This is a genomic window from Sandarakinorhabdus sp. (assembly GCF_031430775.1).
Lineage (GTDB): Bacteria > Pseudomonadota > Alphaproteobacteria > Sphingomonadales > Sphingomonadaceae > Sandarakinorhabdus.
In genome coordinates, this window is sequence record NZ_JANPCD010000016.1 from 11,493 (window position 1) to 37,805 (window position 26,313).

General features: G+C 66.1%; 30 protein-coding genes and 1 pseudogene. 13 read left to right on the top strand and 18 right to left on the bottom strand.

Annotated elements, in window-relative coordinates; translation table 11 throughout:
• The 3 genes from RMQ73_RS00775 to rsmI are packed head-to-tail and all read right to left on the bottom strand — an operon-like array spanning position 1 to position 2,065.
• The gene (locus RMQ73_RS00775) at positions 1-798 is read right to left on the bottom strand and encodes a transglutaminase family protein (protein ID WP_310496053.1); all 798 of its coding nucleotides are present in this window, start codon (positions 796-798) and stop codon (positions 1-3) included.
• Positions 789-1,166 carry a YraN family protein gene (locus RMQ73_RS00780; RefSeq protein WP_310496054.1) on the bottom strand — a complete coding sequence of 126 codons (378 nt, stop codon included), beginning with the start codon at positions 1,164-1,166 and terminating at the stop codon, positions 789-791. Before RMQ73_RS00780 ends, RMQ73_RS00775 begins: the two co-directional genes overlap by 10 nt.
• Positions 1,163-2,065 carry a 16S rRNA (cytidine(1402)-2'-O)-methyltransferase gene (gene rsmI, locus RMQ73_RS00785; RefSeq protein WP_310496055.1) on the bottom strand — a complete coding sequence of 301 codons (903 nt, stop codon included), beginning with the start codon at positions 2,063-2,065 and terminating at the stop codon, positions 1,163-1,165. The genes RMQ73_RS00780 and rsmI overlap by 4 nt, the downstream gene beginning before the upstream one ends.
• Between rsmI and RMQ73_RS00790 the strand changes: the two genes are divergently transcribed.
• Positions 2,066-3,367, top strand: a complete 1,302-nt coding sequence (locus tag RMQ73_RS00790; protein ID WP_310496056.1) for a penicillin-binding protein activator — start codon at positions 2,066-2,068, stop codon at positions 3,365-3,367. It abuts the gene before it with no gap.
• Here RMQ73_RS00790 and hemW read toward each other — a convergent pair.
• From hemW to rph, 3 genes are read right to left on the bottom strand one after another with little or no spacing between them, the layout of a single operon-like run.
• The gene (gene hemW, locus RMQ73_RS00795; RefSeq protein WP_310496057.1) at positions 3,364-4,509 is read right to left on the bottom strand and encodes a radical SAM family heme chaperone HemW; all 1,146 of its coding nucleotides are present in this window, start codon (positions 4,507-4,509) and stop codon (positions 3,364-3,366) included. The genes RMQ73_RS00790 and hemW overlap by 4 nt on opposite strands.
• On the bottom strand, positions 4,506-5,111 hold the full coding sequence (rdgB, locus tag RMQ73_RS00800) for an RdgB/HAM1 family non-canonical purine NTP pyrophosphatase (RefSeq protein WP_310496081.1): 606 nt from the start codon (positions 5,109-5,111) through the stop codon (positions 4,506-4,508). Before rdgB ends, hemW begins: the two co-directional genes overlap by 4 nt.
• The gene (gene rph, locus RMQ73_RS00805; protein WP_310496058.1) at positions 5,111-5,827 is read right to left on the bottom strand and encodes a ribonuclease PH; all 717 of its coding nucleotides are present in this window, start codon (positions 5,825-5,827) and stop codon (positions 5,111-5,113) included. Before rph ends, rdgB begins: the two co-directional genes overlap by 1 nt.
• Positions 5,828-5,963: 136 nt before the next feature.
• Here rph and hrcA point away from each other — a divergent pair, with 136 nt between their 5' ends.
• Together hrcA and RMQ73_RS00815 are read left to right on the top strand one after the other, a co-directional pair.
• Positions 5,964-7,001, top strand: coding sequence for a heat-inducible transcriptional repressor HrcA (hrcA, locus tag RMQ73_RS00810; protein ID WP_310496082.1), 1,038 nt, complete (start codon positions 5,964-5,966; stop codon positions 6,999-7,001).
• Positions 6,998-7,570 (top strand): nucleotide exchange factor GrpE, encoded by a 573-nt coding sequence (locus RMQ73_RS00815; RefSeq protein ID WP_310496059.1) that lies wholly within the window; start codon positions 6,998-7,000, stop codon positions 7,568-7,570. The genes hrcA and RMQ73_RS00815 overlap by 4 nt, the downstream gene beginning before the upstream one ends.
• A gap of 2 nt (positions 7,571-7,572) precedes the next feature.
• Here RMQ73_RS00815 and RMQ73_RS00820 read toward each other — a convergent pair whose 3' ends face one another.
• Complete coding sequence (locus tag RMQ73_RS00820; protein WP_310496060.1) at positions 7,573-7,863, bottom strand: hypothetical protein; 291 nt, start codon at positions 7,861-7,863, stop codon at positions 7,573-7,575.
• Positions 7,864-7,952: 89 nt separating this feature from the next.
• Between RMQ73_RS00820 and RMQ73_RS00825 the strand changes: the two genes are divergently transcribed.
• Genes RMQ73_RS00825 through RMQ73_RS00840 form a run of 4 tightly spaced genes read left to right on the top strand, consistent with a single transcriptional unit; the run spans position 7,953 to position 10,738 of the window.
• The gene (locus tag RMQ73_RS00825) at positions 7,953-8,495 is read left to right on the top strand and encodes a DUF2306 domain-containing protein (protein WP_310496061.1); all 543 of its coding nucleotides are present in this window, start codon (positions 7,953-7,955) and stop codon (positions 8,493-8,495) included.
• The gene (locus RMQ73_RS00830; RefSeq protein WP_310496062.1) at positions 8,480-8,896 is read left to right on the top strand and encodes a hypothetical protein; all 417 of its coding nucleotides are present in this window, start codon (positions 8,480-8,482) and stop codon (positions 8,894-8,896) included. The genes RMQ73_RS00825 and RMQ73_RS00830 overlap by 16 nt, the downstream gene beginning before the upstream one ends.
• Positions 8,893-10,548 carry a patatin-like phospholipase family protein gene (locus RMQ73_RS00835; protein WP_310496063.1) on the top strand — a complete coding sequence of 552 codons (1,656 nt, stop codon included), beginning with the start codon at positions 8,893-8,895 and terminating at the stop codon, positions 10,546-10,548. Before RMQ73_RS00830 ends, RMQ73_RS00835 begins: the two co-directional genes overlap by 4 nt.
• 7 nt (positions 10,549-10,555) lie before the next feature.
• Positions 10,556-10,738, top strand: coding sequence for a hypothetical protein (locus RMQ73_RS00840; protein WP_310496064.1), 183 nt, complete (start codon positions 10,556-10,558; stop codon positions 10,736-10,738).
• Positions 10,739-10,774: 36 nt separating this feature from the next.
• On the opposite strand, the gene RMQ73_RS00845 is transcribed toward RMQ73_RS00840, so the two are convergent.
• From RMQ73_RS00845 to ald, 3 genes are read right to left on the bottom strand one after another with little or no spacing between them, the layout of a single operon-like run.
• A complete protein-coding gene (locus tag RMQ73_RS00845) occupies positions 10,775-11,521 on the bottom strand; it encodes a hypothetical protein (RefSeq protein ID WP_310496065.1) in 747 nt (248 codons plus the stop codon).
• Positions 11,518-12,201 (bottom strand): DJ-1/PfpI family protein, encoded by a 684-nt coding sequence (locus tag RMQ73_RS00850; RefSeq protein ID WP_310496066.1) that lies wholly within the window; start codon positions 12,199-12,201, stop codon positions 11,518-11,520. Before RMQ73_RS00850 ends, RMQ73_RS00845 begins: the two co-directional genes overlap by 4 nt.
• An 11-nt stretch (positions 12,202-12,212) precedes the next feature.
• Positions 12,213-13,310, bottom strand: coding sequence for an alanine dehydrogenase (gene ald / locus RMQ73_RS00855; RefSeq protein ID WP_310496067.1), 1,098 nt, complete (start codon positions 13,308-13,310; stop codon positions 12,213-12,215).
• A 137-nt stretch (positions 13,311-13,447) separates the two neighbouring features.
• On the opposite strand from ald, the gene RMQ73_RS00860 reads away from it, so the two are divergent.
• From RMQ73_RS00860 to RMQ73_RS00870, 3 genes are all read left to right on the top strand, one after another.
• Complete coding sequence (locus tag RMQ73_RS00860) at positions 13,448-15,361, top strand: potassium transporter Kup (RefSeq protein WP_310496083.1); 1,914 nt, start codon at positions 13,448-13,450, stop codon at positions 15,359-15,361.
• Positions 15,362-15,425: 64 nt separating this feature from the next.
• Positions 15,426-16,427, top strand: a complete 1,002-nt coding sequence (locus RMQ73_RS00865) for an NADP-dependent oxidoreductase (RefSeq protein ID WP_310496068.1) — start codon at positions 15,426-15,428, stop codon at positions 16,425-16,427.
• A gap of 35 nt (positions 16,428-16,462) precedes the next feature.
• Positions 16,463-16,936, top strand: coding sequence for a biotin transporter BioY (locus RMQ73_RS00870; protein ID WP_310496069.1), 474 nt, complete (start codon positions 16,463-16,465; stop codon positions 16,934-16,936).
• Between the two features lie 148 nt (positions 16,937-17,084).
• On the opposite strand, the gene RMQ73_RS00875 is transcribed toward RMQ73_RS00870, so the two are convergent.
• From RMQ73_RS00875 to RMQ73_RS00900, 6 genes and pseudogenes are all read right to left on the bottom strand, one after another.
• Positions 17,085-17,483: a DUF2948 family protein gene (locus RMQ73_RS00875; RefSeq protein WP_310496070.1), complete on the bottom strand. Its 399-nt coding sequence runs from the start codon at positions 17,481-17,483 to the stop codon at positions 17,085-17,087.
• A pseudogene (murA, locus tag RMQ73_RS00880) lies at positions 17,476-18,758 on the bottom strand (UDP-N-acetylglucosamine 1-carboxyvinyltransferase). The gene RMQ73_RS00875 and the pseudogene murA overlap by 8 nt, the downstream one beginning before the upstream one ends.
• Before the next feature lie 10 nt (positions 18,759-18,768).
• On the bottom strand, positions 18,769-19,662 hold the full coding sequence (gene rarD, locus RMQ73_RS00885; protein WP_310496071.1) for an EamA family transporter RarD: 894 nt from the start codon (positions 19,660-19,662) through the stop codon (positions 18,769-18,771).
• 6 nt (positions 19,663-19,668) lie between these two features.
• Positions 19,669-20,223: a dCTP deaminase gene (gene dcd, locus RMQ73_RS00890; RefSeq protein ID WP_310496072.1), complete on the bottom strand. Its 555-nt coding sequence runs from the start codon at positions 20,221-20,223 to the stop codon at positions 19,669-19,671.
• Positions 20,223-20,714: a UPF0262 family protein gene (locus tag RMQ73_RS00895; protein WP_310496073.1), complete on the bottom strand. Its 492-nt coding sequence runs from the start codon at positions 20,712-20,714 to the stop codon at positions 20,223-20,225. Before RMQ73_RS00895 ends, dcd begins: the two co-directional genes overlap by 1 nt.
• Complete coding sequence (locus tag RMQ73_RS00900) at positions 20,711-21,859, bottom strand: serine hydrolase (protein ID WP_310496074.1); 1,149 nt, start codon at positions 21,857-21,859, stop codon at positions 20,711-20,713. The genes RMQ73_RS00895 and RMQ73_RS00900 overlap by 4 nt, the downstream gene beginning before the upstream one ends.
• Positions 21,860-21,904: 45 nt before the next feature.
• Here RMQ73_RS00900 and RMQ73_RS00905 point away from each other — a divergent pair, with 45 nt between their 5' ends.
• Positions 21,905-22,279, top strand: a complete 375-nt coding sequence (locus RMQ73_RS00905) for a hypothetical protein (protein WP_310496075.1) — start codon at positions 21,905-21,907, stop codon at positions 22,277-22,279.
• Here RMQ73_RS00905 and RMQ73_RS00910 read toward each other — a convergent pair whose 3' ends face one another.
• A complete protein-coding gene (locus RMQ73_RS00910) occupies positions 22,280-23,254 on the bottom strand; it encodes a magnesium transporter CorA family protein (protein WP_310496076.1) in 975 nt (324 codons plus the stop codon).
• 105 nt (positions 23,255-23,359) lie between these two features.
• Between RMQ73_RS00910 and RMQ73_RS00915 the strand changes: the two genes are divergently transcribed.
• Together RMQ73_RS00915 and RMQ73_RS00920 are read left to right on the top strand one after the other, a co-directional pair.
• Positions 23,360-24,184 carry a cytochrome b/b6 domain-containing protein gene (locus RMQ73_RS00915; protein ID WP_310496077.1) on the top strand — a complete coding sequence of 275 codons (825 nt, stop codon included), beginning with the start codon at positions 23,360-23,362 and terminating at the stop codon, positions 24,182-24,184.
• 7 nt (positions 24,185-24,191) lie between these two features.
• Positions 24,192-24,971, top strand: coding sequence for a molybdopterin-dependent oxidoreductase (locus RMQ73_RS00920; RefSeq protein ID WP_310496078.1), 780 nt, complete (start codon positions 24,192-24,194; stop codon positions 24,969-24,971).
• Between the two features lie 160 nt (positions 24,972-25,131).
• On the opposite strand, the gene RMQ73_RS00925 is transcribed toward RMQ73_RS00920, so the two are convergent.
• Positions 25,132-25,677 (bottom strand): hypothetical protein, encoded by a 546-nt coding sequence (locus RMQ73_RS00925; RefSeq protein WP_310496079.1) that lies wholly within the window; start codon positions 25,675-25,677, stop codon positions 25,132-25,134.
• Positions 25,678-26,313 lie beyond the last annotated feature (636 nt).

Sequence of the window (26,313 nt, forward strand, 5' to 3'; positions counted from 1 at the left end):
TCAGGTATTCGATCGGGCCAATGCCGCCAGTGCGGCATGGATACGGCGGGCAAGCGCCGGCTCATGCGTGGTTTCCAGCATGGCGGTCAAGCTGGAGCGCGCGGCGGCATTGTCGCCGGCCAGTTGTTCCAGCCGGGCGCGTTCCCACCACAGCGCCGGCATGCGCGGCGCCACCGCCGTCATGCGTTCATACAAGGTGCGGGCGCGGGCCGCATCGCTGGCGGCGCGGGCGCGGCTGGCCTGGTTGGTCATCAGCCGCACCAGCAGCTGCCGGTTGCTCATGCGCTGGAACGGGGCGGCGGCGGTGTCGCCGCTGCTGCCGTGGCGGGCAATGTCGCGGGCGCGGGCGCGGGTGATGCCGATGCCGTGTTCGAACGGATCGATAAGCGCCGGCTCGCCCTGGCCATGCACCTCAACCAGCACATGGCCGGGCAGGTTGAGCGCCTCGGCCCGCCAGCCGACGCGCCGCGCCAGCGCGACATACAGGATCGACAGCGCCACCGGCAGGCCGCGGCCGCGCGCCGCCACCGCCACCAGATCGGCATTGTCGGGATGGTCATAATCGTCGGTGGCCCCGGTCAGGCCCGCGTCGCCGGCAATCAGCCCGGCCAGCCGCAGCGCGCGCCCACCGCCCGATGGCGGCGCCGTATCGCGATTGAGCGTGACCGCCCAGCCGCTGACCAGCCGCCGCAGCCGCGCCGCATCGGCATCGGGACGGTCGGCCAATGACAGGGCAATGCCGGCCTCGACCAGGTCGATATCGGCATCATCCAGCAGCCCGATTGCATTCAGTTCCATCGGTCACCTTCCCGCCATGCTGCCTTGAAATGCACCGGCCACCGCCAAGGCCTGATCACCACCACATCGATCCGGCTCGACACACAGCCCCGCGACCAATGCGGTGCAAGCTGCCGAGACGCAGCGTCGATACGGCGACGTGCAGCAGGATGCAGCGCCAACAGCCCCGAGTCGAGAGTGGCGCGCGCCTTGACCTCGACAAACACCAGACTGTCGCCGTCGCGCATCACCAGATCGATCTCGCCGCCCGCCGCCCGCACGCGCCGCCCCAGCAGCCGGTAACCGCGCAGCCACAGCCAGGCCGCCGCGATCCATTCGGCGCGGCGGCCCTTTGCCTCGCGTGATTTGCGTGTGCTGCGCGTGGTCAATCGCCAGCGCCCCCGCCCAGGGATTCAGCAGCGCCTTCGCGCAGCGCCAGCGCCCGCGCATAGACATCGCCGCGCGGCAGGCCCAGCCGTGCCGCCACCAGCGCCACGGCCGATTTCAGGCTGGCGCTTCCCATCGCCTGTACCAGCGCGGCATCCAGCGTCTCGGCCGACACGGCCTCGGCTGGCGCCGGCGGGCCGATGGTGATGACAATCTCGCCGCGCGGCGGCGCATCGGCATAGCGTGCAGCCAGTTCCGACAGGCTGCCTGCCACGCATTCCTCGAACCTTTTGGTCAATTCCCGCCCCACCGCTGCCGGCCGGTCGCCAAGGCCCTGGTGTAGCGCGGCCAGCGCCGCCCCCAGCCGAGGGCCTGATTCGTAGAACACCAAAGTGGCCGGAACGCTCGCCAGTTCGGCAATGACGGCAGCGCGCGGACCGCCCTTGGGGGGCAAGAAGCCGGCGAACAGGAAGCGGTCGGTGGGCAGGCCCGCCAGCGTCAGCGCGGCAATGGCGGCGCAGGGGCCGGGCACGGTGACGATGTTCACGCCGGCCTCGCGCGCGGCCTGCACCAGTTTATAACCGGGATCGGAAATCAGCGGCGTCCCGGCATCCGACACCAGCGCCACCGGTGCAACCAGCGCCTTTTCGATGATGCGTGGCCGCACCGATTGGGCACTATGGTCATGATAAGGCAGCATCGGGACCTTGGCACCGATATGCGCCAGCAGCTTGGCGGTGACGCGCGTGTCCTCGCAGGCGATCAAGGCGGCGCCGGCCAGCACGGCGGCGGCGCGCGGCGACAAGTCACCAAGATTGCCGATCGGGGTCGCAACGATGTAAAGGCCGCTCGGCAGCGTGACGGTATCGGTCGGTTTGTCATCTGTGTGGAGGTTGCTCACATGTCCATCCTGAACGCCGTGCGCGTGCGCTGGCTAGTTGCGCCACTGCTGGCGCGGGGGCAAGTTGCGCCAGTGCTGGCGCTGGCGCTGTTGATGGCCGCATGCGCCGGCCCGCGCAAGGCCGCGCCGCCGGTGGCCGCGCCGCCGCCGCCGCCGGCTGTCGTCGTGGCACCACAGCCTTTGCCCGAAGCGGCGCAGAACCGCATCGCGCTGCTGGTGCCGCTGACCGGCGCCAATGCCCCGGTTGGCCAGTCGATTGCCAATGCCGCAAATCTGGCGCTGCTCGATGTCGGCGAAAAAAATCTCAACTTGCGGGTCTATGACACTGCCGCCGGTGCCGGCGTGGCTGCCCAGGCTGCGCTGCGCGATGGTGCCGGGCTGATTCTCGGGCCGTTGCTGGCTGCCGATGTCGCGCCGGTCACCGCTGCCATCGGCGCGCGTCCGGTGCCGGTCATCAGCTTTTCCAACGATGCCGGCGTGGCGGAAAGCGCTGGCGCCGGTGTCTATGTCATGGGGTTCCAGCCCGGCCAGGCCATCACCCGCGTCGTGCAGTTCGCGCGCGACAAGGGCGTCGCCAGATTCGCCGCATTGATGCCCGAGGGCACTTATGGCCAGCGCGCCCAGACCGCATTCGTGCGCGCCGTCAACGATGCCGGTGGGCGCACCACCGCCATCGCCAGCTATGCGCGCAACCCGATCAAGATGGCGGCCGCCGCGCGACTGGTCACCGGCTATGAGGCGCGCATCAAGGCCGGCGCCAAGCCGGTGATCCGCCCCGATGGCACGGTGGCCCGCGCCGCTGGCCTGCTGGGTCCGGTGCCGTTCCAGGCGCTGCTGATCGCCGATTCGGGCAGCACGGCGGCGCAGTTCATGCCGGCGCTGGCCAGGTTCGGCGCGTCGTCCGGCAGCATCGTGGTGCTGGGCACCGAGCTTTGGAACACCGAGCCGGCGGTCAGGCGCACGCCTGCGCTCAAGGGTGCGCTGTTTGCCGCCGTGCCCGACGAACGGTTTGGCCGCTTGGCCGAACGCTATCGTACGCGGTTCGGCAGCAGCCCGTCGCGGCTGGCCAGCTTTGGCTATGACGCGGTGCTGCTGGTCAATTCGCTGGCGGGCCGCTGGGCGCTGGGGGCGCCTTTCCCGCGCGCGGTATTGAACAGCCGCGACGGCTTTGCCGGCATCGATGGCGCGTTCCGCTTCACGCCGTCGGGCATCGCCGAACGTGCGCTGGAGGTGAATCAGGTCGGCGCCGGCGCGCTGGTCACGGTGTCACCGGCACCACGCACTTTTGGTTCCCAGAATTAGGCGGCAATCTCGCGCAGCACGGCGTTGACAACCGGCTGGCCCGCCAGCGTCAGCCGCAGGCCGTCGGCGTCGTCAACCAACAGGCCTTGTGTGGCCAGCCGGGCCACCGCCGCCATGTTCAGCGCATCGGCCAGCGCCATGCCGGTGCGCGCTTCAAAGCGTGTCCGGCCGATACCGGTGCCCAGCCGCAAGCCCATCACCAGCATTTCGGTGGCGCGCTCCTGGATGGTCAGATCCTGGTGCTGCGCCATGCCGTGCCCTTCGGCCCTGACCTTGGCCAGCCAGGCCTCGGGCTTTTTCAGCCGCTCGGTGGCGGTGCCCATGCGGCGGCCATGGGCGCCGGGGCCGATGCCGGCATAATCGCCATAGGTCCAATACACGATATTGTGCCGGCTTTCCTGACCCGGTTTGGCATGGTTCGACACTTCATAGGTGGGCAGGCCGGCAGCGGCAGTCAGCGCCCGCGTGATTTCGAACAGATCGGCCGAGGTTTCGGCATCGGGCAGCGTCAACTGGCCCTTGGCATGCAGTGCGGCAAAGCGCGTTCCGGCCTCGATGGTCAATTGATACAGCGACATGTGCGTGGTGCCAAAGCCGAGCGCGCGGGTCAGTTCGGCAGTCCAGCTGGCCTGCGTCATGCCCGGACGGTCATAGATGAGATCGAAGCTGACGCGGCCAAAATGCTTTTGCGCCACATCCAGCGCCGCCAGCCCCTGTGCCAGATCATGCGGGCGGCCCAGCGCCTTCAGGTCGGCATCATCCAGTGCCTGAAGGCCCAGGCTGAGGCGGTCTACGCCTGCTGCTGCAAAGCCGGCAAAACGCGCCGCCTCGACCGAGGACGGATTGGCCTCCAGCGTGATCTCGATGTCGGCGCTGGGCGGCCAATGCGCGGTCGCGGCGTCGATGATTGCCGCAACAGTTGCCGGCGGCATCAGGCTGGGCGTGCCGCCGCCAAAAAAGATGCTGGCCAGCCGCCGGCCCGGCAGGCGCGCTGCCTCAAAGGCCAGTTCGGCAAGCAGCGCATCGCGCCACGCCATATCATCGACAGCGGCCCGGACATGGCTGTTGAAATCGCAATAGGGACATTTGGTGACGCAGAACGGCCAATGCACATACAGCGCAATCGGTTCGGCCAGGTTCATATCCTGAGCGGCGGCAGCAGCGGCAGCAGTTTCACAAAGGCGCGCGCCCGGTGGTTATCCGCTTCCTTATGGGCGCGCGGCATCTCGCCATAGGTCTGGCGCTGCCCGTCCATGAGGAACATCGGGTCATAGCCAAAGCCGTTGGTGCCGCGCGGCGGCCACACCAGCCGGCCATCGACACGGCCTTCGACGGTTTCGGCATGGCCGTCGGGCCAGGCGATGCTGAGGGCGCAGATGAAATGCGCGCGGTGATCGCCCTCACCATTGAGCGCGGCCCAGACGCGGGTCATGGCGCTGCCGAAATCCTTGGTGTCCCCGGCCCAGCGCGCCGAATAAATGCCCGGCGCGCCGCCCAGCGCCTCCACGCACAGGCCCGAATCATCGGCAAGCGCCGGCAGGCCCGATGCGGTGGCGGCCGCCAGCGCCTTGAGCTGCGCATTGCCGATGAAGCTGTCTTCGGTCTCGTCAGGTTCCGGCAAGCCAAGGTCGCCCGCCGACACCACCGACAATTGGTGCGGGCCGAGCAATTCGGCCAGTTCGGTGACCTTGCCGGGATTGTGCGTCGCCAGCACCAGCCGGCCAGGGCCAAGCTGGCGGCGCATCACCGGCCCACGGCCTTCAGCTGCGCGGCGAACACTTCGTTGCAGCCTATGCGCGCCAGACGCAGCAGGCGCAGCATGGTTTCCTCGTCGAACGGCGCGCCTTCGGCTGTGGCCTGCACTTCGACGATGCCGCCGGTGCTGGTCAGCACGAAATTGGCGTCGGTGCCGGCGTCCGAATCCTCGATGTAATCAAGGTCGAGCACCGGATTGCCGTTGTGGACACCGCAGCTGATGGCCGCGACCTGGGTGGACAGCGGGTCGCCGGCCAATGTGGTCTTGGCCATGATGCCGTCGATCGCGAGCCGCAGCGCTACCCAGGCGCCGGAGATGGACGCGGTGCGGGTGCCGCCATCGGCCTGGATGACATCGCAATCGAGCGTGATCTGGCGTTCGCCCAACAACGTCAGGTCGGTGACGGCGCGCAAGCTGCGCCCAATAAGGCGCTGGATTTCCTGCGTGCGGCCCGACTGCTTGCCCTTGGCGGCTTCGCGGCTGCCGCGTGTGTGGGTGGCGCGGGGCAGCATGCCATATTCCGCCGTCACCCAGCCCTGGCCCTTGCCGCGCAGCCATGGCGGCAGGCGTTCCTCGATGCTGGCGGTGACCAGGACATGGGTGTTGCCGAATTTCACAAGGCACGAGCCTTCGGCATGGGCGGAAAAGCCCGGGATCATTTCGATGCTCCGCATCTGGTCGGGGGCGCGGCCTGATGGGCGCATGGGGCAGGTTCCTTTGATTGACGCATCGCAGGTAGCGGCGCGGCGCGCGGCTGTGAACCCCCCCACCCCAGAGATCCTGCACATGACAAATGCCGCAGGGCTTGGACGCGCCGCCACCCTCGCCTACATAAGTGCGATGCAGACCCCGCCGCTGGCAGAATTGAACGACCGCGCGCGCGACGTGTTTCGCCAGATCGTCGATGGTTATCTCGCGTCGGGCCAGCCGGTGGGCAGCCGCACGCTGTCGAAACTGGGGGCGCTGGGCCTGTCGCCGGCATCCATCCGCAACACCATGCAGGACCTTGAGGAGTTGGGCCTGCTGGCGGCGCCGCACACATCGGCCGGGCGGCTGCCGACGGAACTGGGCCTGCGCATGTTCGTTGACGGCATGATGCACGCCCACCAACCCACGCTGGACGAACGCACCGCCATCGATGGTGGGCTGGCGCCCGGCACGTCGCTTGAGGACGCGCTGTCCCGCACCACCGCCGTGTTGTCCGGCTTGTCGCACTGTGCCGGGCTGGTGCTGGTGCCGCGCCGCGAATTCACCATCCGGCAGATCAGTTTCGTGCCGCTGTCGCCGGGCCGGGCGCTGGCCGTGTTGGTCGGCGCCGATGGCAGTGTCGAAAACCGGCTGGTCGATATGCCGCCCGGCATGGTGCCCACCCAATTGGAGGCCGCCGCCAATTACATCAACGCCCGCCTGTCCGGCCTGACCCTGCCCGAAGCGGCGGCACGGTTGGCCCAGGAGATCGAGACTGACCAGGCGGCGCTGGATGTCATGACACGCGCTGCCGTGGAAACCGGCCTTGCCGTCTGGTCGTCCGATGGCGCGGCGCGGCCCGTGCTGATCGTGCGCGGCCAGGCCAATCTGGTCGAAGACGCCGTTGACCTGGAGCGCGTGCGGCAATTGCTGGACGACCTTGAAGACAAGGCCGAGCTGATTCGCCTGCTCGAACTGGCGCGCGGCGCCGAGGCGACACGCATTTTCATCGGCGCCGAATCGCGATTGTTCTCGTTGTCCGGCTCCAGCGTCATCGCGGCGCCCTATCGCGGGGCCGGCGGCCAGGTCATAGGCGTTGTCGGGGTTATCGGGCCGACGCGGTTGAACTATGCGCGTGTCATCCCCATGGTGGACTACACCGCTCAAACTCTCAGCAGGCTTGTTTCATGACCGAAGTGAATGACGCTCCCCAATCCCCTTTTGACGATCTGCCCGAAGACGCCGCTGGCCCAGATGCCGAGGCGATTGCCGAGCCGAATGCCGAGGCTGCGCTGCTGGCCGCGCTTGATGCCCGCGACGCGGAAATCACCGATCTCAAGGACCGCGTGCTGCGCGCCGCCGCCGAGACGGAGAACACGCGCCGCCGGCTGGAACGCGACAAGGCCGACACTGCCGCCTATGCCATGACCGGCTTTGCCCGCGACCTGTTGGCAGTGGCCGACAACATGCGCCGCGCCGTCGCTGCGCTGCCAGCCGCCGGCGAATCTGCCGCTGTTGACCTTGTGCGCGCCGGCATCGAGGCGACCGAACGCGAACTGATCGCGATATTCGGTCGTTATGGTGTCACGCGCATCGAAACCGAAGGGCAGAAACTCGATCCCAATCGCCATCAGGCCATGCTCGAAGTGCCCAGCGACGCCCATGAACCGGGCAGCATCGTCGCTGAACTCCAGGCCGGCTATGTCATCAAGGACCGGCTGTTGCGCCCGGCTTTGGTCAGCGTCGCCAAGGCGTCCTGATTCTAATAGTCTCCGGGCATTGCCATCGGAATCGGCGGCGGCGTGATGGTCAACTGGCGCGGTGCCGGCGACGGCAGGGCTGCGGGTAATGAAGGCCGCGCCGTATCCGCCAGCCGCCGCATCGCCCAGGCGCCGGCGGCGACACCGATCATGCCCCATGGCCCAAGCCGGCGCGCAATGCCCGGCAGCGCCAGCCCCGCCACGGCGCCGAGCGGCCCGGCTGTCGAGCCGCCCAGATGGCGTGCCAGCGCCCGCGAGGCGATAGCGGAGATCAGGGGTGCGACAAGTGCCATGGTGGGAAAACTCCTGTGCTTCGCAAAGGGTCCCCTTTGCTTTGCAGAAAAGACCATAGCATAGTCGCGCTGTGACCGGGGAGGCAGGAATGGCGAGCACGGCAGGGCGCACCGGACGTAGCGGCTGGGGTTGGAGCAGCAGATTGCTGTCCAATGGCGTGCTGGCAGGCGCGTCGGCGCTGCTGCTTGGCGGCGTGCTGGCTGCGGTATGGCGCGGCGCCGGGCAATGGCACCTGTTGCCGCCGCTTATCTGGGCGCATCTGCTGCTGATGATGCTGGCGCTGGCGCTGACGCCGGTCATGCTGCTGCGCGGCAAGGGCACGGGCAGCCATCGCCTGCTTGGCAAGATCTGGGTCGGCGCCATGTTCGCCTCGGCTGCCACAAGCCTGTTCTTCAAGTCCGGCAGCACCGACCCTGCCAGCATGGGCGTGTTCACCGGCGATTTTTCGTTCATCCATATCCTGTCCGTGCTGGTGGTCCTGCAAGTGCCGCGCATCATCATCGCCGCTCGCGAGCACCGTATCGCCGACCATGAACGCGGCGTGCGCAGCATCGTCATCGGCGCCTTGCTGGTCGCCGGATTTTTCACCTTTCCCTTTGGCAGGCTGTTGGGCCAATGGCTGATCGGCTGACACCCTCCAGCCCGCTGCCCGGTGCCGTGCTGCGGCTGTGGATGCTGGCGGAAATCGGCATGGCGGCGCTGTATTGGTGGCAGTATCAGTTGTTGTCCGCGCTGCCCGGCGCCGCGCTTGCCGTGCCGCCGCCTCGGCAGGTGTCGGTGCTGGAAGGGCTGTATCTCGTTGTTTTCGTGCCGGCGGTGCTGGTGCTGGCCGACGTGTGGCAGCGCACGCGCGATGCCCGGCTGGCATGGGCGGCGCTGGCTTACGGCCTGCTCAGCGCGGCCAGCTTTGCGGCCTGGCCGCAGGCAGCCAGCATCGCCGACATGCGCCTGCTGACCCTGGCTGATGCCGGTATCTCGCTGTCAGGGCTGATCGTGGCGGCGGCGGGCTTGTTCCGGCTGGCACGTCCATGACGACCCCGGCACCGGCCCCCATCGCAATCCCCATCCCCATCCCCATCCCCATCTACGCCATTTTCGAAGGCGGCGGCGCCAAGGGCATCGCCCATGTCGGCGCCATCGAGGCCATCGAGGACCAGGGGCTGGTGCCGATCGGCGTGGCCGGCTCGTCCGCCGGCGCCATTGCCGCCGCGCTGGTTGCCGTTGGCCTGCCGGCGCGCAGCATCTTCGATCCCGACAAGATGGGGGCCGATATCTTCACTCGCAACGGTGAAGTGCCCGAAGGCCTGATCGGGCTTGCCGATTGGCGGTGGTTCCACCGGATGCGCAAATTGGTGTGGTTATACGCGCTGGTGGCAGCCGTGGCGCTGTTGCCGCTGCTGTTGGCGCTTGGTTTGTTCTGGACATTCTTGTGGCTGCTGGGCCGCGATCCGCCGCCGCTCAGGCTGTGGATGGGCTTTGGCCTGTTCGACACGGCCGGTGCACGGGATTTCATCGACAAGGTGCTGCGCGATGCCGTGGCGCAGCGCACCGGCCAGCCGGCGCCGTCGCCGCTGTGTTTCGGGGACCTGCTGCCAACCGAAGAAGCGGCGCTGTTTGCCACGCTGCGCGTCATCGCCGCCAATATCGAAACCGGCGAGGCGGTGGTGTTCGGCCCCGAAACGCCCGATGTGCCGGTGGCCGACGCGGTTGTCGCGTCCTTCTCCATCCCGTTCGTGTTCCGCCCGGCAAGGGTGCGCGGCGCGGGGCGCGAATCGGCGCGCTATGTCGACGGGGGCCTGCTCGCCAATTTGCCGGTGTGGGTGTTCAACGACGAAAAACTGCTGCTGGAACGCGGCGAGCCCGATGCCCCGCCAATTCCGGTCATTGCCTTCAGCCTGCGCGACAAGCCTGGCCCTTCGCCGCTGGGTGGCCTGCGGCGCTTTGCCGGCGCGGTGCTCCGGACCGGCATTTTCGGCAGCCAGGTGCAGGCGCGGCGGCAGACGCCGGGGCTGGTCAATGTCGATGTGCCCGCCGACATCGGCCTGCTGGATTTCGATTGCAGCTTTGACAAGGCCTGCGAAGTCTATCTGGGCGGACGCGCGGCAGCGCAGGAGATGCTTCACCGCCGTCTGCGCGCCCTGCCGGCGGCGTTTCGCGCCGCGCTGGGCGATGTTATTGCAGCGGCGCAGGCGCGCGCCGCCGTGCTGCGGCCCGGCCAATATCCAACCGGCACGCCGCTGCACCTGCGGGCCTCGCTGGTGCTGCCGTTTGGCGATAACAGCTTTCGTGTCCGCATCGCACTGGGCATGGAGGCTGATGCCGATGACCGGCTGATCATCGATCCGCGGGCGCCGGGCGCGCCGCTGGCCTTTGCCCTGAAGCGCGCGCTGCATGTCGATCTGTCGGCAGTGCCGCCGGACGCGCGTTTCATGACGAAATATGAGCTGGCGCTGGTGCGGCCGACGCTGCAATCGATCATCGCAGTGCCGGTGTTCGGCAATCCTGCCGCCTGGACGCGGCCAGCCGGGCAGCGACCCAAACCCAGCGCGGCGCTTTGCCTCGACAGTGACTCAGGGCTTGAATTCCTGTATGCAGATGCCAATCTCATGGCCGTGCTGGAAACGGCAACCAAGGGGCTGGCACCGCTGGTGGCGGACCTCAACAGGCAGGACACAAACAGTTAGGACATTTATGGCTGAACGCACGATCGAAGGTTTGCGCCATTACATGGCCAAGGTGATGAAGCCCGTCTCGCGTGACGAGGCGCTGGCCTATGTCACCGTCGACCCGCGTGATGACCACGCCCGTCCGGAACTGGCGCCTGCCAAGGGCAATGCCCGGCTCAATGGCCGGCGGACCGTCCTCAAACCCTGAATCGGCGCTGCATTCGGGCCCAAAATTCTGGCTGCGTCAGTCGGGCACCGCAATGCGTGCGGTGCCGGTCGCGCCCGTAAGACTGTCTTGCGCCACGATCACCGCAGCGCCTGACGGCAAATCGCCGGCAAAATCCCCGGTCGTGCCGGCATAGGCCAGTGGCACGCGCCTGTTGCCCATCCCTGCGCTGCCGACCGCTGCGCCAACGACCCACGCCTCGACCTTGAACCGCGCCGCGTCCCACATGCCGCCAGGCGTGATCGGGCAACCGCACATCATCGAGACATGCGCCGTCACCCGGCGCCGATTGTTGGCGGCGCTTTTGCTGGCGCTGGCGCTGGCCGACACGGCAAGGCCCGGCAACTCGATGACCCAGCCGTCACCCAGCACCGCCGCGCCGGGGATGAGCCAATGCTGCGCCGATGCTGCCACCGCCGCGCCTGCCGGCTGCACCGGCCCATGCACCTGCACATCGACCAGTGTCGGTTCCGTGACATCAAGTGTCGCCCGGAACGCGGCGGCGCTGTCGTCAGCTATCGGGGTACCGCGCGGCCTACCGTTCATGATTCGCGCCGTGTCGCCAGTGCCGCCGAGCGCGAGGCCCTGTGCAAGTGTCTTGCCGCTGCCGGCATCGCGCACGGTGATATGCACGCCGTCCATGCCGGTGCCGACGAATTTGGCGCCCTGGCTGATGACGCGCACGACCAGCGGCGTTGGTTCCGCGCTGGCGGGGCCGGCGATCAGGTGCATCAGCAGCATTGGCAGCAGCAGGGCGCGCATCATGCATTCTCCATTTCAGCGGCAATCGCCGCAACATCGGCCTCGCGGCTGGCCAGCCGGGCCGCCATCCCGGCGCGCACGGCCGCCAGCACTTCGGGCCGGGCACTGGCGGGCGTGCCGCCGCCCATCGGTGCAGGGTCATATTCCAGCGCCAGCGCAATCTGTTCGGCCACATCGCGGCCGTGCAGTGTCTCGATGATGCGAAACGCGAAATCGATGCCCGATGTGACACCGCCGGCCGTGATGCGGTTGCGGTCGGTGACGATGCGCTCGGCCACGAATTCCGCCCCGAACAGCGCCAGTTGTTCGCCCGCCGCCCAGTGGCAACCGGCGCGGTAGCCCCGCAGCAATCCGGCGGCGGCAAGGATCAACGATCCGGTGCACACGCTGGTGACAAGGCTGGCGCCTGCCGCCTGCACCCGCAGCCAGTCCAGCACTGCCGCGTCGCGCATCACCGGCGCCACGCCGACACCGCCGGGCACGCACAGCATGTCGAGCGGCGGGCAATCGGCAAATGTCGTCGTTGGCACCAGCGACAGGCCGCAATCGCTGGGCACCGCGCCGGTGTCCTTCCAGACGAAATGCAGCCGTGCCCCCGGCATGCGGCTGAGCACCTGCGCCGGTCCGGTCATGTCAAGCTGGGTCAAATGCGGCCAGAGCAGGAAGCCGATGTCATAGGTCATGTCGGAAGCCCTTAGCCGTGAAATCGCAGGGACAGGGCCTCGGCAACGGCGGCATGGCGGATCTGCCCGGCCGCGACGTTGAGGCCCTGCGCCAGATGCTGGTCGGCGGCCATCGCAGCCGCAGCGCCGTGATCGGCCAGCCGCATGACGAACGGCAACGTCGCGTTGACCAGCGCAAAGGTCGATGTGCGGGCCACCGCGCCGGGCATGTTGGCAACGCAATAATGGATGATGCCATCGACGGTGTAGACCGGGTCGGCATGGGTGGTGGCGCGGCTGGTTTCGAAACAGCCGCCCTGGTCGATGGCGATATCGACCAGCACGCTGCCGCGCTTCATCAATTTGAGCATGTCGCGGTTGACCAGTTTGGGCGCGGCGGCGCCGGGCACCAGCACCGCGCCGATGACCAGATGGGCGCGGGCGATGGCAGCGGCGATGGCGGCGCGGCTGGAAAACGCGGTCTTGACCCGGCCTTCGAATATCTGGTCGATCTCGGCCAGCCGCGCGGTGGAAATATCATAGATGGTCACGTCCGCCCGCAGGCCCACGGCCATTTCCGCAGCATTCAGCCCCGATACGCCGCCGCCCAGTATGGCGACCCGCCCCGGTGCCACGCCCGGCACGCCGCCCAGCAAGATGCCGCGCCCGCCCTGTTCCTTTTCGAGGTAATGCGCGCCGACCTGCACGCTCATGCGGCCCGCCACTTCGGACATGGGCCGCAGCAGCGGCAGGCCGCCATGGCGGTCGGTGACGGTTTCATAGGCGATGCAGGTCGCGCCCGATGCCATCAAGGCTTCGGCCTGCGGCTTGTCGGCAGCAAGATGCAGATAGGTGAACAGCGTGTGGCGTGGCTCCAGCCAGGCGCATTCGTGCAGCTGGGGTTCCTTGACCTTGACGATCATGTCGGCGCCGGCAAACACCTGAGCCGGTGTTGTGACGATGCGCGCACCGGCGGCAACATAATCGCTGTCGGAAAAATCGATGCCGGTGCCGGCGCCGGTTTCGACCAGCACCTGATGGCCGCGCTGCGTGAGTTCGGCGACCGCCGGCGGCGTCAGGCCGACGCGATATTCATGGACCTTGATTTCGCGGGGAACGCCGACTCGCATTGCAGTCTCCATTGGCTGGCCTGACACAAGGTTAGCGGCTCGGACAGGTCAGCGCCATCGCCGGTTTCATGCCGCATTGCAGCGAACTTGCCGGCATGGTAACGCGCCGCACTGTTTCCTCGGGGTCCCTGTCGGCCATGTCGATTTCTGCCACTGCCGCGCCTTCCAACCCCGACCAGGGCGGACATCATGCTCCGCAAGGCATGACTCGGTTGGCCATCGGAGCCATCGGCGTGGTGTTCGGCGATATCGGCACCAGCCCGCTTTATGCGCTCAAGGAAACATTCGCCGGCCACCACAAGCTGGCGGTGGACCAACTGCATGTCTTCGGCATCATGAGCCTGGTGTTCTGGACGATGACGTTGATCGTCACGTTGAAATATGTGCTGGTAATCCTGCGTGCCGACAATCGCGGTGAGGGCGGCAGCCTATCGCTGCTGGCCATGATTTCACGCCTTTCGGACCACAGCGTTCAGCGCGCCCGGCTGCTTGGCCTGCTGGGTGTGCTGGCCACGGCCCTGTTCATCGGTGACTGCATCATCACGCCGGCGATTTCGGTGCTGTCGGCGGTGGAGGGGATCACCGTGGTCAACCCCGCCTTCGGGCAATATGTGCTGCCTGCCGCCGTCGGCATTCTCATCGGGCTGTTCCTGCTGCAATCGCGCGGATCGGCCAAGGTGGGCGCGTTGTTTGCGCCGATCATGCTGGTGTATTTCGTCGTTATTGCTGTCATGGGCATCAGCCAGATCATGCGCAACCCGGCCATTTTTGAGGCAATCAACCCGATCTGGGCGGTGCGTTTCTTCACTGACAATCCGGCGCTGGGCTTTCTGGCGCTGGGTTCGGTGGTGCTGTCGGTTACGGGTGCCGAGGCGCTGTATGCCGATATGGGCCATTTCGGGCGCAAGCCCATCCAGCGGTCGTGGCTGTGGTTCGTGATGCCGGCGCTGCTGCTGAACTATTTCGGGCAATCGGCGATGATCCTGGGCTCGCCCGATGCCGTGTCCAATCCGTTTTTCCTGATGGCGCCTGACTGGGCGCGGCTGCCGCTCGTGGGTCTTGCCACCATGGCGACGGTCATCGCCAGCCAGGCGGTGATTTCGGGCGCGTTCTCGGTTGTGCAGCAAGCGGTGCAACTGGGCTTCCTGCCGCGCATCAAGATCACCCATACATCGGCTTCGGCGGCGGGCCAGATCTATATCCCGCTGGTCAACTGGGCGCTGCTCGCCACCGTCGTGCTGCTGGTGCTCAGCTTCAAATCCTCGTCCAACCTCGCCTCTGCCTATGGCATTGCCGTCACCGGCAACATGTTCATCACCACTTTGATGATGGCGGTGCTGGTGCTGACGGTGTGGAAATGGAACCGCTGGCTGTCCTATGGCTTTGTCGGCACATTCGTGATCATCGATGCGGCGTATTTTGCCTCCAACATGACCAAGGTGCCCGATGGCGGCTGGTTCCCGCTGCTGGTCGGTGCCATCGCCTTCACCTTCCTGACGACATGGGCCAAGGGGCGTTCCTTGATGCAGGAACGCCTGCGCGACAGTGCCATGCCGATGGACGTGTTCATCAAGTCAGCCGCCAGCGCCGCCACGCGCGTGCCCGGCACGGCAGTGTTCATGACGACATCGCCCACCGGCGTGCCGCAGGCGCTGCTGCACAATCTCAAGCACAACAAGGTGCTCCACGAACGCATCATGATCCTGACGGTGGTGATCGACGAGGTGCCCTATGTCTCCGATGAAGACCGCATCGGCGTGAAGGACCTCGGCGGCAATTTCTACCGCATCATGGTGCGCTATGGTTTCATGCAGGAGCTTGATATTCCCGCCGTCCTGAAAAAGGTCGAAAATTGCGGGCCCAAGCTCAAGATGATGGAAACCAGTTTCTTCCTGTCGCGCCAGACGCTGCTGGCCAGCGACCGGCCGGGCATGGCGTTGTGGCGCGAGCATCTGTTCGCCTGGATGATGCGCAACGCCGAAAGCGCGATGGACTTTTTCAAGCTGCCGACCAACCGGGTGGTGGAACTGGGCAGCCAGGTCGAGATTTAGCGCGGCGCTTGCAAGCCGGGTCAATCGCGTCCATCGCTTCGGGTAAATCCATCGGGAGTCGATCATGACCACATCGCGCGAAATCCGTCTTGCCAGCCGTCCGGTCGGCACGCCTGTTGCAGCCAATTTTGCCGTGGCCAGTGTCGAACTGCCGGCGCCCGGTGCCGGTGAAGTGCTGGTGCGCAACCATTGGATGTCGGTCGATCCCTATATGCGCGGCCGCATGTACGATCGGCCCAGCTATGTGCCGCCGTTCCAGATCGGTGAAGCGTTGCAGGGCGGCGCCATCGGTGAAGTCATCACCAGCAACCATGCCGATTTTGCGCCCGGTGATCTGGTCAATTCGATGTTCGGCTGGCGCGAGGCGTTTGTCGCCCCCGGCGCCGCTCTGGAAAAACTGCCCGCACATGCCGGCGTGCCGACACAGGCGTTCCTAGGCGTGCTGGGGATGCCGGGCTTGACCGCATGGGCGGGTCTTGGCGAAATCGGCAAGCCGCTGGCCGGCGACACGGTGTTTGTCTCGGGCGGCGCCGGCGCGGTCGGTTCAGTGGTGGCGCAGGTCGCCAAGCTGCGCGGCTGCACGGTGGTGGCAACGGCTGGCACGGACGAAAAATGCGACTGGCTGCGTTCGGTCGGTGTCGATCATGCCATCAACTACAAGACCTGCGGTAACCTGCTGGAGGCGGTGCGCGCCGCCGTGCCAAAGGGCATCAACGTGTATTTCGACAATGTCGGCGGCGAGCATCTCGAGGTCGCCATCGAAATGGCCAAGCCGTTCGCGCGGCTGGTCGAGTGCGGCATGATCTCGGGCTATAACGCGGAAAATCCCGTGCCCGGCCCGTCCAACATCATCCAGGTTGTCGGAAAATCTTTGATGATGCGCGGCTTCATCGTGATGGAATTTGCCGGGCTGCGCCCGCAATTCATCGCCGAAATGACCGGCTGGATCGCGGCCGGCAAGCTGAAATGGGAAGAAACGGTGTTCGAGGGCGTGGAGAAGGCGCCCGACGCCTTTGTCGGCCTGTTTTCGGGCGGCAACACCGGCAAGATGCTGGTGAAGCTCTGAGGCATTTCGCTTCGGCGCTGGTTGCCATTGCAGGTTTGGCGCTGGCCTCGCAGGCGGCGCTGCCGATAGGCCCGGTGCCGATCACGCTGCAATCGCTGGCCGTGCTTGTGGTGGGGGCGTGGCTCGGGCCGGTGTGGGGCGCCGGCGCCGTGCTGGCATGGCTGGCGCTCGCTGCTATCGGTCTGCCAGTGCTGGCGGGCGGGGCAGGCAACTGGTCGGCGATGACCGGGGCCACATTCGGTTTTTTGCTGTCTTTTCCGCTGGCTGCGGCGCTGGCAGGGCGCTGGCGGCCGGACTGGAGCCTATGGGCCACGCTGCGGCTGATGCTGCTGGCGCATGTGCTTATACTTGCGATCGGTTGCGGCTGGCTGGCGCTGATGCTGGGCGCGAATCGCGCGTTGGCGGTACTGTGGCCGCTGCTGCCGGGCGGGTTGGGCAAATCGCTGACGGCGGCGCTGCTGCTGACGTTCGGGGCGAAATGGCGCGCCAGCGGTAATCGCGGCGGCTGAAAACCACCGCTATTGTACAAGCGTATAATAGCGCGGCCGATTTTTTGCGCTGTTTCCTTGCATTACAAATGCTTATGCCAAAACTTTTTCCCGTAGGACAGCAAGAACCGGTAACTTCCGGCAGTTTCGCGCAAAACAGCGAAAAAACTCAATCGTGCTGCGGCACCCGCGCTGTATTCCAGGCCTCGCCCACGTCCTCCAGCAGCACGTCCACCACTTCGGCGCGTGCGCGCAAGGCTGCGCCGCCGCCAAAGGTCAGCACCAGCCAGTCGCCGTCCTGTGCCAGTGACAGTATATTGACGACGGCTTCGGGATCGCTGGGCCATGAGTGCCGCTGCACGGCCGCCACGGTTTCCAGACGCAGGACGCAGCGGATGCGGCTCTGCCCCGGCGCTTCACGGCGATAGCGGTTCACAAGGCAGACCAGCCGCCGGGCGCGCCGGTCATAGGCGATATCGGCCAGCCGCAGCGTCGCATCCTGCAGCAGGGCGGACAGCGGCGGCAAATCATCACCGCTGGCCGCCAGCAGCGCCAGTTGCTCAGCCATCCGACACGCGCTCGATGTCGGCGCCGACGGCGGAGAGTTTTTCCTCAAGCCGTTCATAGCCCCGGTCGAGGTGATAGACGCGGCCCACGATGGTTTCGCCCTTGGCGGCAAGGCCGGCGAGCACCAGGCTCATGGAGGCGCGCAGGTCGGTGGCCATCACCGGCGCACCGTTCAGACCGGCAACGCCGCGCACCACGGCGCTGCGGCCGCGCACGGTGATGTCGGCGCCCATGCGCGCCAGTTCGGGCACGTGCATGAAGCGGTTTTCGAAGATCGTTTCGGTCAGCAGCGAGGCGCCCTCGGCCACCGTGAGCATCGCCATGAACTGCGCCTGCATGTCGGTGGCAAAACCGGGATAAGGCGCCGTCGAGATATTGATGCCGTGGAGGCCGTTGAGGCGTTTCACCGAAATGCCATCGGCGGTCGGCGTGATTTCGACCCCGGCCTCCCGCAGCGCCTCGAGTGTCGAGCCGAGATCGGATTCGGTGGCGCCGACCAGCTCAAGCTCTCCGCCGGTGATGGCGGCGGCGCAAGCATAGCTGCCCGCCTCGATACGGTCGGGCATGACGGCATAGGTGGCGCCATGCAGGTCGCGCACGCCGGTGATGGTGAGTTTTTCGGTGCCGATGCCGGCGATTTTGGCGCCCATCGCCACCAGGCAATTGCACAGATCGACAATTTCCGGTTCGCGCGCGACATTTTCCAGCACCGATGTGCCACGGCACAGCACGGCGGCCATGACGGCGTTTTCGGTGGCGCCCACCGACACGATCGGGAAGACATAACGCCCGCCCGGAAGCCCGCCCTTGGGCGCGGTCGCCTTGACGTAGCCGGCAGCGAGTTCGATTTCGGCGCCAAGATGTTCGAGCGCCTTGAGATGCAGGTCGATCGGGCGGTTGCCGATGGCGCAGCCGCCGGGCAGCGACACGGTGCTTCACCGGCGCGGGCCAGCAATGGCCCCAGCACGAGGATGGAGGCGCGCATCTTGCGCACGATGTCATAGGGCGCAACGGTGGATGTGATGCGGTTGGCGCGAATGGTCATTACCCGGCCGAATTCATCGGGGTGCGTGCCCTCGATGGTGGTCGACAGGCCGTGGTTGTTGAGCAGATGCCCGAAGGTGTCGATATCGGCGAGGCGCGGCAGGTTGCGCAGCGTCAGCGGCTCGTCGGTCAGCAACGCGCACGGCATCAGCGTCAGCGCAGCGTTCTTTGCGCCGGAGATCTGGATACGGCCGTTGAGCGTGCGGCCACCACGGATAATGATCTGGTCCATGACTACCCTGTTAGCGCGGTTGTGCGGCCGGCGCCACTGGCCGGCCAAGCGAGAGAGTATAGAGGGCAAGGCCGGTCCAGGTCGCGGCAAAGGCCAGCATCTGCCACGGGTCGATGGCCTCGCCGAACAGGAAGATCGCCTGCAGGAATACCATCGACGGCGCGATATACTGCATGAGACCCATGGTCGACAGTTTCAGCCGGCGCGCCGCCACGCCGAACAGCATCAGCGGCGCCGCCGTCAGCACGCCGCCCAGCATCAGCAGCGCCAACAATGGCCCCGGCCATGCCGCAAGGCCCGCGGTCTGTACCTTGGGCAGGGACAGCAGCCAGAGCAGCGCCACCGGCGCCAGCATCAGCGTTTCGATGAACAGGCCCGTCGCGGCATCGACCGCCGCCTGTTTGCGGATCAGGCCATAGGTGCCGAACGACAATGCCAGTGCGATGGCAATCATAGGCAGGTTGCCGTGCGCGATGGTAAGCACGACAACGCCGGCAGCCGCGCAAGCCACAGCGGCCCATTGCAGGCGCGACAGGCGTTCGCCCAGCAGGACGACGCCGAACACCACGCTGACCAGCGGGTTGATGAAATAGCCCAAAGATGTGTCGAGCGCATGGCCGTTCAGGATGGCCCAGGTGTAAACCAGCCAGTTGATGGCGATGCACACGGCGCTGGCTAGCAGCAACAACAACAGGCGGGGCTGGCGCAGCGCCGCGCCCAGCCGCTGCCAGCCGCGCAAGGCCGCAATCAGCAGCGCCACCACCAGCACCGACCACAGGATGCGGTGCGCCAGCACATCGGCCGCCGGCACGCCGTGCAGCAGCCGCAGATAAAAGGGCAGCAGGCCCCAGATGACATAGGCGCCGAGCCCGGCGAGGAGGCCGGTGCGGGTTTCAGGGGTCATGGGCTGTTACAGTTTCGGCAGCGTCACGCCGCGCTGGCCCATGTATTTGCCCATCCGGTCGGCATAGGTCACTTCGCAGGGTTCATTGCCCTTGAGGAACAGGAACTGGCAGGCGCCTTCGTTGGCATAGATGCGCGCCGGCAGCGGCGTGGTGTTGGAAAATTCCAGCGTGACATGCCCCTCCCAGCCCGGTTCGAGCGGGGTGACGTTCACGATGATGCCGCAGCGGGCATAGGTGGATTTGCCCAGGCAAATGACCAACACGTCCTTGGGCACGCGGAAATATTCGACGGTGCGGGCCAGCGCGAAGGAATTGGGCGGGATGACGCAGCAATCGGTCTTGCGATCGACAAAGCTGTCCGAGCGGAAATCCTTGGGGTCCACCACCGCCGAATTGACGTTGGTGAAGATCTTGAATTCATCGGCGACGCGCGCGTCATAGCCATAGGATGACAGGCCATAGCTGATGACGCCGTCGCGGGTCTGCCGGTCCACGAACGGTTCGATCATGCCATGGGCCAGCGCGTTTTCGCGGATCCAGCGGTCGGAAAGTACGCTCATCAATGTCCCTTGATATGCAGCACGCAGATCAGCGTGAAGAGGCGGCGGGCCGTGTCGAAATCGACCGCGACCTTGGTTTCCAGCCGTTCCTTCAGCGCCTCGGCAGCGTCGTTGTGGATGGCGCGGCGGGCCATGTCGATGGTTTCGATCTGCTGCGGGCTGGCGGCCCGGATGGCCTGGTAATAACTGTCGCAGATGGCGAAATAATCGCGGATGGTGCGGCGGAACGGTGCCAGCGCCAGCACGAAATTTTCCAGCGGCTTGTCGTCCTTGCCGGCGATATCGACGGTCAACCGGCCTTCCTCGACGCCGAGCAGCACCTTGTAGGGACCGTGGTTGCCATGGCTTTCAACCGACGCCGGCTTGAATTCATTGCCTTCGAGCAGGTCGAAGATGGCGACGCGGCGTTCCTGTTCGATATCGGCGTTGCGCCACAATATCGTGCGTTCATCGAGCTTTATTTCGATGATGCGATAATCAGCTGCGGTCATTTCGCAGCAGCCGGAACGCTGTTCACCAGCCGGCCGAGCGCGGCGCGGACCGGGGCCAGATCCTCGTCCTGCGTCTTGCCGAGCCGCACCACGACCAGCCGTCGCGACGGCACGATGATGACATATTGGCCCAGATGCCCGATGGCGGCATAGGCATCAGCCGGGCCGATTTCGGGGAACAGCGCCGGGTCCTGGCCGCGCACCTGCGGCCGGTTCAGCCAGAATTGCCCGCCATAGCCGGGGTTGGCCGGCGACGGCGTGGTCACGAAGCGCACCCAGTCGGGCCGCACCACCTGCGCGCCGGCCACCACGCCATTGTCCAGATACATCTGCCCGAACGCCGCCCAGTCGCGCGCCGTGGCATGACACAGCGAGCCGCCCAGCATGGTGCCGGCGGGATCATGTTCGCACAGCAGCGACGCCATGCCGGCCGGGCCGGCCAGTCGTGATTGCACGAACGCCCGCATCGCGGCGCGGCGGGCGGCGGGGGTCTTGGCAGCCGGCGCGATGGTGTCGGAGACGATGCGGGACAGTATGTGGGTTGTCAGTGTCGAATATTCGAACACGCGGCCCGGCTGCGTTTCCAGCGGTGCGGCCACGGCAGCGGCGTAAATGTCGGCGCTGGTGTCGGCGAACAGGGCGCGATTGGTGTCGGACAGCTCTGGCTGCGGCCCGGTTTCCGTGTGCTTCAGCCCGCCGGCCATGTGCAGCAGCTGGCGCAGCGTGATGGCGGCGCGCTGATCGCCCTTGCGCTGCCACTCCCTGACCGGCGCCGGCATGTCGAGCTGCAACCGGCCATCGGCAACCAGTTCGCCGATCAGAGTCGAAGTGATCGATTTGGCCATCGACCAGCTGATCAGCCGGGTGCCGGGACCATAGCCGGGGGCATAATGTTCGAAAATGCGCTGCCCATGATGGATGACGACCAGCGCGCGGGTTTCGCGCAGGGCCGGGTCGTTGAAAAAGGCGTCGGCTGCGGGCAAGGCCGGGCGCAGCGCAGCGGCTGGAATCGGTGCGGCGGGGGTCGGCGCAGCGGCAGCGGGCGCGCACAACAGCATTGCAGCAATGGCAAGCGCAGCCAGCTGCTGCGCCGGCACCATCAGCGCCAGAAATGACAGATTGAGACTTGATCGCCGCGGCTGCATGGAATGAAGTGGCTCCCGAGTTCTCACGCTAAAGGCCGCACCCCCATGAATGCAAGCCAAGCCTTGCCGAATAGCCCGCAAATACCGCCACGCGCCGGTGCCCCGCGGCGGCTCTGGCTGTGGCTGGTGCCGGTGTTGTTGCTGACCGCGCTGGCGGGCGGCTGGCTTGGCCTGCGATACAGTGGTACCGGGCGGCAGGCGGCGCTGGCCACCGGGTACATCGCGCATGTCATGTGCTCGTGCCGCTATGTTGGCGGCCGTGACATGGCCAGTTGCGAGACCGACCGCGAACCTGGGACGGACGTGGTCGAAGTGAGCGACGATCCGCAAGCCCGTACGGTGACCGCCAGCGTGCCGCTGCTCAGCCGGCGCACCGCGCGCTTTGACCCCGAATATGGCTGCTCGCTCGACGAGCCGTGATTACAGCCAGCCGCGCCAGCGGAAGAACAGATAGGGCAGCACCGCCGACATCAGCATCAGCGCCAGCGCCATCGGATAGCCCAGCGTCCATTGCAGTTCGGGCAGGCGCTCGAAATTCATGCCATAAATGCCGGCAATCAAGGTGGGCGGCATGAACACGATGGCGCCGACCGAAAAGATTTTCAGCACGGCGTTCTGCTCGATCGAGATGAGTCCCAGCGCCGCATCGAGCAGGAATGTCAGGTTGTTGCCGATATAGCCCGCCGTGTCGGTCAATGATGCGAGGTCGCGCATCTGCGTCTTGATATGCGGGCCGAGGTTGGCATCCTTTGGTGCTGCGAACATCAGATAGCCCAGCGCCCGGTTGAGGCTGGCGGCCGAGTCGCGCGCCTTTGACAGGGCGTCCTGCGCCGAACCCAGCCGGATCAGCAGCGCCTGCAAGGCGAGGTTCGACACGCGCTGTTGCCGCGCGCCGCGCGCCCGGCGAAACGCGGCGCGGGAAATGGCGTCGACATCGCGGCCGATATGTTCAAAGCCATCGGCCAGCCGGTCCACCACGGCATCGACCAGGTGCATCAACGCCATGCCCGGCGTGTCGCACAACGCCGGCTGGCGTTCGGCATGGCCGGCGAAGCGGTCGAAGCTGGCGACATCGGCATAACGCAACGTGATCAGATGCCGGTCGGTCAGGATGAAGCTGACGGGCTGGGTTTCGGGGTGTTCGGTGATGATGCCGGTGGCCAGCGTCGCGGTCATGTAGATGGCGCCATTTTCGGTGTAGAGCCGGCTGGACGCCTCGATTTCCTCCATCTCCTCGCGGGTGGGAATCTGGATGCCGGTGGCACGCTCGACAAAGGCTTCTTCGTCCTTGGTCGGGCTGTGCATGTCGATCCACACGGTGCCGGCCGGCAAACCGGCGATGCCGTCCAGCGTCGCCAGCGGCATCAGGCTATCGGGCGAAATGACACGCAGCATCGGCAGTCCTTGTGCATTGCGCCCATAGCGCGGAAAACATTTGTAACGCGGGGCGGTTGTCCAACGAACATGTCCTACGGGCGCGTACAAAGCGAAAGGGGAAACATGGCAAGCATGGCAGAATCGGCAGATGGCCACTCCGGCCGCCTCGTGCCGCGCCACACCGGCGTGGTCCGCCTGACGCATTGGATCAACGCACTGGCCATCGTGTTGCTGCTGATGACAGGGGCCAATATCTTCAATGCGCACCCGCGCCTGTATTGGGGCATGGCCGGTTCGGTGGACCAGCGGGCGGGGCAATGGCTGGAGATCGGCGCGTCCGGGCCGGCTGCGGCGCCGCGCGGCTATCTGGAGCTCGGCAATACTCGCATCGATACCACTGGCGTTCTGGGTGTTTCGGGCGCGAATGTCGTGGTCGGCTATCCGGGCTGGGCGACGTTCCCCAGCCAGCGCGACCTGGCGACGGCGCGCAACTGGCACTTTTTCTTTGCCTGGGTGATCATCCTAAATGGCCTGTTGTATCTGGGCCATGGACTTTGGAGCGGGCACATTCGCCGCGATCTGCTACCTCGGCTTGGCGAACTGTCACCGGCGCATATGTGGCACGACATCGTCAGCCATGCGAAATTGCAGTTTCCCAAGGGTGAGGCGATGCTGCGCTACGGTTCCTTGCAGAAAATCGCCTATGCCGGCACGGCGCTGCTGCTGGTGCCGCTGGTCATCCTCACTGGCATGACCATGTCGCCGGGGCTGAATGCGGCGTTCCCGTTTTTGAACGAGATGTTCGGTGGCCGGCAGAGCGCGCGGTCGCTGCACTGGATCGCGGCCAATCTCATCCTGGTGTTCATCCTCGTGCATCTGCTGATGGTCGTGCTGTCCGGGCCGATCAACCAGTTGCGCGGCATGATCACTGGCAAGCTGAAGATCTGAGGGGGCCATGATGGATATGATCTCACGGCGCGGGCTGCTTACTATCGGCGGATCGGGGCTGTTGCTGGCCGGCTGTGACAGCCTGGTCGGCAATGCCAAGCTGGCGGCAGTGCTGCGCGCATCGGAACAAGCGACGCAGCGCTGGCAGCGGCTGGTTGGCCGCGACGGCCTGGCGCGCGAATTTTCGGCAGCTGACGTATCGCCGGTGTTCAAGGTCAATGGCACCCATGAGCCTACCGAGGCCGCCTATCAGGCGATGAAGGCCAATGGTTTTGCCGATTGGAAACTGGCCATCACCGGCATGGTGCACAATCCGATGCAGATCGGCCTTGCCGACCTGCGCCGCCTGCCGGCCCGCACCCAGATCACGCGGCACGACTGCGTCGAGGGCTGGAGCGCCATCGGCCAGTGGACGGGGCCGCAGCTTGGCGCTTTGCTGAAGGCCGCCGGCGTCAAGACGGGCGCGCGCTATGTCGTGTTTCGCTGCGCCGATAATTACGGCGGCGAGGTGTCCAAGGGCGGCGCCCAGTCGTCCGCGCAATATTACGAGAGCATCGACATGGTCGACGCCTTCCACCCGCAAACGATATTGGCCCACAGCATGAACGGCGCGCCGCTGCCCGTTGGCCATGGCGCACCGCTGCGCCTGCGCGTCGAGCGGCAGCTGGGGTACAAACACGCGAAATATGTGATGGAAATCGCGGTGGTCGACAGTCTGGCGGGTTTTGGCCGGGGCAAGGGCGGATATTGGCCGGATCGCGGCTATGAATGGTATGCGGGGATTTAGCAGAGCCCATTCCGTCGATGGTTTCACGACCCAGCATGTCTGCTTTCGACCCAGTTGTCGCCATTCGCGGCCTCGACTGCGAATGACGGCTTTGGAAAATTCCTGCCGACGCGCCTCGCGCCTGAGCGCCAGCTCGATCGGCGGAGCGCCGCAGGTCAGTTCAGCGGCGGCGTCGCGCCCGCCACACCCGCACCGCTCGGCCAAGATGCGCGCGGCGCAAACCGCGCCCGGCCTGCAGCCGTTTCAGATCGATGGTGGAATCGAAATTCTGTAGCTGCACATGGTAGTAATTCACATATTCCAGCCAACCCAACAATGTGAACCCGGCTGCGGCAAAGCTGTTGGGTCGCCAGCCGCCCTCCACCACCGACGCCGCAGCCATTGCCGTGGCCAACACCAGCACCGCCAGCGACGGCCATTCAGCCCGCGCGCAAGCCGCTGTCAGCTTTTCGGCCAGCGCCGTGTCGCCATCCAGCCCGGCCATCGCCATCCGCCACGCCGCAGTCCCAATCACCAACAGCAGCGAACACGCCGCCATGCCGGCGATGGCGGCGGCATCGGGCGTGACGTCGCCCGACCACAGCATCGCGCACCCCGCCGCTGGCATCAGCAGCACATTGCCGGCCTCCATCTTCCAGTAGCTGGAAAGATGCTTGCGCAACGCGGCGCGGTCACGGCCGGCGAATTCGGACGAAGGGACTTGCATCAAACCCAAGAATATCCAACGGCCTACCGATATCAAGTGGCGGCGGCTGCAATCCACCGCGCGGCCACATCTGGCCCATTGCCGGCACTCCTAAAACCAACATGAGAAAGGCGCCGCCTGAAACATGGCCGTAACTATCTTTCTTAAGCGCATCTGTTCGGTTGCTGAAAGCGTGACGGGGTCCTGCTTTGGATGCCGATCCAAAAGCCCGCCTTACAACCGCAATCGGACGGAAGCCGACGTGCATCGGCCCTGCTAGGAACGGCTTTAACGTCCCAAAATCGGTGGTTCGCGCGCGGCCGACCGCCGGGTGAACGAATGGCAGGTCGCGGGCACGACTCCCAATCCCATGAATATCCGCGCCGGGCGCCCGGTTTCGACTACCAGCGTCAGTCGTCTGCGCGCGCAAACGGAATTTCGCCCAGTGCCACCGGGTCGAAGGTACCTTCCTGCGACTCCTGAGTCTCTCAGACCAGAGCGCCCTGTAGCAACGACAGGGTCAAGGATGAAAATCGATCACCGGCTTCAGCCTAGGCTTTCGCGTAGCAGCGAGCACTTGACCCTCTTGCTGCTACAGGGTCTACGACGCCACCGGCTTCTTCTCGCATCGGCACGAGGACACAATCGGGAGCACGG

What these genes read in the sequence shown, in the direction of transcription:
- RMQ73_RS00775 (WP_310496053.1), bottom strand. Translation starts at nt 798, where the DNA reads ATGGAACTGAATGCAATCGGGCTGCTGGATGATGCCGATATCGACCTG.
- RMQ73_RS00790 (WP_310496056.1), top strand. Translation starts at nt 2,066, where the DNA reads ATGTCCATCCTGAACGCCGTGCGCGTGCGCTGGCTAGTTGCGCCACTG.
- hemW (WP_310496057.1), bottom strand. Translation starts at nt 4,509, where the DNA reads ATGAACCTGGCCGAACCGATTGCGCTGTATGTGCATTGGCCGTTCTGC.
- rdgB (WP_310496081.1), bottom strand. Translation starts at nt 5,111, where the DNA reads ATGCGCCGCCAGCTTGGCCCTGGCCGGCTGGTGCTGGCGACGCACAAT.
- rph (WP_310496058.1), bottom strand. Translation starts at nt 5,827, where the DNA reads ATGCGCCCATCAGGCCGCGCCCCCGACCAGATGCGGAGCATCGAAATG.
- hrcA (WP_310496082.1), top strand. Translation starts at nt 5,964, where the DNA reads ATGCAGACCCCGCCGCTGGCAGAATTGAACGACCGCGCGCGCGACGTG.
- RMQ73_RS00815 (WP_310496059.1), top strand. Translation starts at nt 6,998, where the DNA reads ATGACCGAAGTGAATGACGCTCCCCAATCCCCTTTTGACGATCTGCCC.
- RMQ73_RS00820 (WP_310496060.1), bottom strand. Translation starts at nt 7,863, where the DNA reads ATGGCACTTGTCGCACCCCTGATCTCCGCTATCGCCTCGCGGGCGCTG.
- RMQ73_RS00825 (WP_310496061.1), top strand. Translation starts at nt 7,953, where the DNA reads ATGGCGAGCACGGCAGGGCGCACCGGACGTAGCGGCTGGGGTTGGAGC.
- RMQ73_RS00830 (WP_310496062.1), top strand. Translation starts at nt 8,480, where the DNA reads ATGGCTGATCGGCTGACACCCTCCAGCCCGCTGCCCGGTGCCGTGCTG.
- RMQ73_RS00835 (WP_310496063.1), top strand. Translation starts at nt 8,893, where the DNA reads ATGACGACCCCGGCACCGGCCCCCATCGCAATCCCCATCCCCATCCCC.
- RMQ73_RS00840 (WP_310496064.1), top strand. Translation starts at nt 10,556, where the DNA reads ATGGCTGAACGCACGATCGAAGGTTTGCGCCATTACATGGCCAAGGTG.
- RMQ73_RS00845 (WP_310496065.1), bottom strand. Translation starts at nt 11,521, where the DNA reads ATGATGCGCGCCCTGCTGCTGCCAATGCTGCTGATGCACCTGATCGCC.
- RMQ73_RS00850 (WP_310496066.1), bottom strand. Translation starts at nt 12,201, where the DNA reads ATGACCTATGACATCGGCTTCCTGCTCTGGCCGCATTTGACCCAGCTT.
- ald (WP_310496067.1), bottom strand. Translation starts at nt 13,310, where the DNA reads ATGCGAGTCGGCGTTCCCCGCGAAATCAAGGTCCATGAATATCGCGTC.
- RMQ73_RS00860 (WP_310496083.1), top strand. Translation starts at nt 13,448, where the DNA reads ATGTCGATTTCTGCCACTGCCGCGCCTTCCAACCCCGACCAGGGCGGA.
- RMQ73_RS00865 (WP_310496068.1), top strand. Translation starts at nt 15,426, where the DNA reads ATGACCACATCGCGCGAAATCCGTCTTGCCAGCCGTCCGGTCGGCACG.
- RMQ73_RS00875 (WP_310496070.1), bottom strand. Translation starts at nt 17,483, where the DNA reads ATGGCTGAGCAACTGGCGCTGCTGGCGGCCAGCGGTGATGATTTGCCG.
- rarD (WP_310496071.1), bottom strand. Translation starts at nt 19,662, where the DNA reads ATGACCCCTGAAACCCGCACCGGCCTCCTCGCCGGGCTCGGCGCCTAT.
- dcd (WP_310496072.1), bottom strand. Translation starts at nt 20,223, where the DNA reads ATGAGCGTACTTTCCGACCGCTGGATCCGCGAAAACGCGCTGGCCCAT.
- RMQ73_RS00895 (WP_310496073.1), bottom strand. Translation starts at nt 20,714, where the DNA reads ATGACCGCAGCTGATTATCGCATCATCGAAATAAAGCTCGATGAACGC.
- RMQ73_RS00900 (WP_310496074.1), bottom strand. Translation starts at nt 21,859, where the DNA reads ATGCAGCCGCGGCGATCAAGTCTCAATCTGTCATTTCTGGCGCTGATG.
- RMQ73_RS00905 (WP_310496075.1), top strand. Translation starts at nt 21,905, where the DNA reads ATGAATGCAAGCCAAGCCTTGCCGAATAGCCCGCAAATACCGCCACGC.
- RMQ73_RS00910 (WP_310496076.1), bottom strand. Translation starts at nt 23,254, where the DNA reads ATGCTGCGTGTCATTTCGCCCGATAGCCTGATGCCGCTGGCGACGCTG.
- RMQ73_RS00915 (WP_310496077.1), top strand. Translation starts at nt 23,360, where the DNA reads ATGGCAAGCATGGCAGAATCGGCAGATGGCCACTCCGGCCGCCTCGTG.
- RMQ73_RS00920 (WP_310496078.1), top strand. Translation starts at nt 24,192, where the DNA reads ATGATGGATATGATCTCACGGCGCGGGCTGCTTACTATCGGCGGATCG.
- RMQ73_RS00925 (WP_310496079.1), bottom strand. Translation starts at nt 25,677, where the DNA reads ATGCAAGTCCCTTCGTCCGAATTCGCCGGCCGTGACCGCGCCGCGTTG.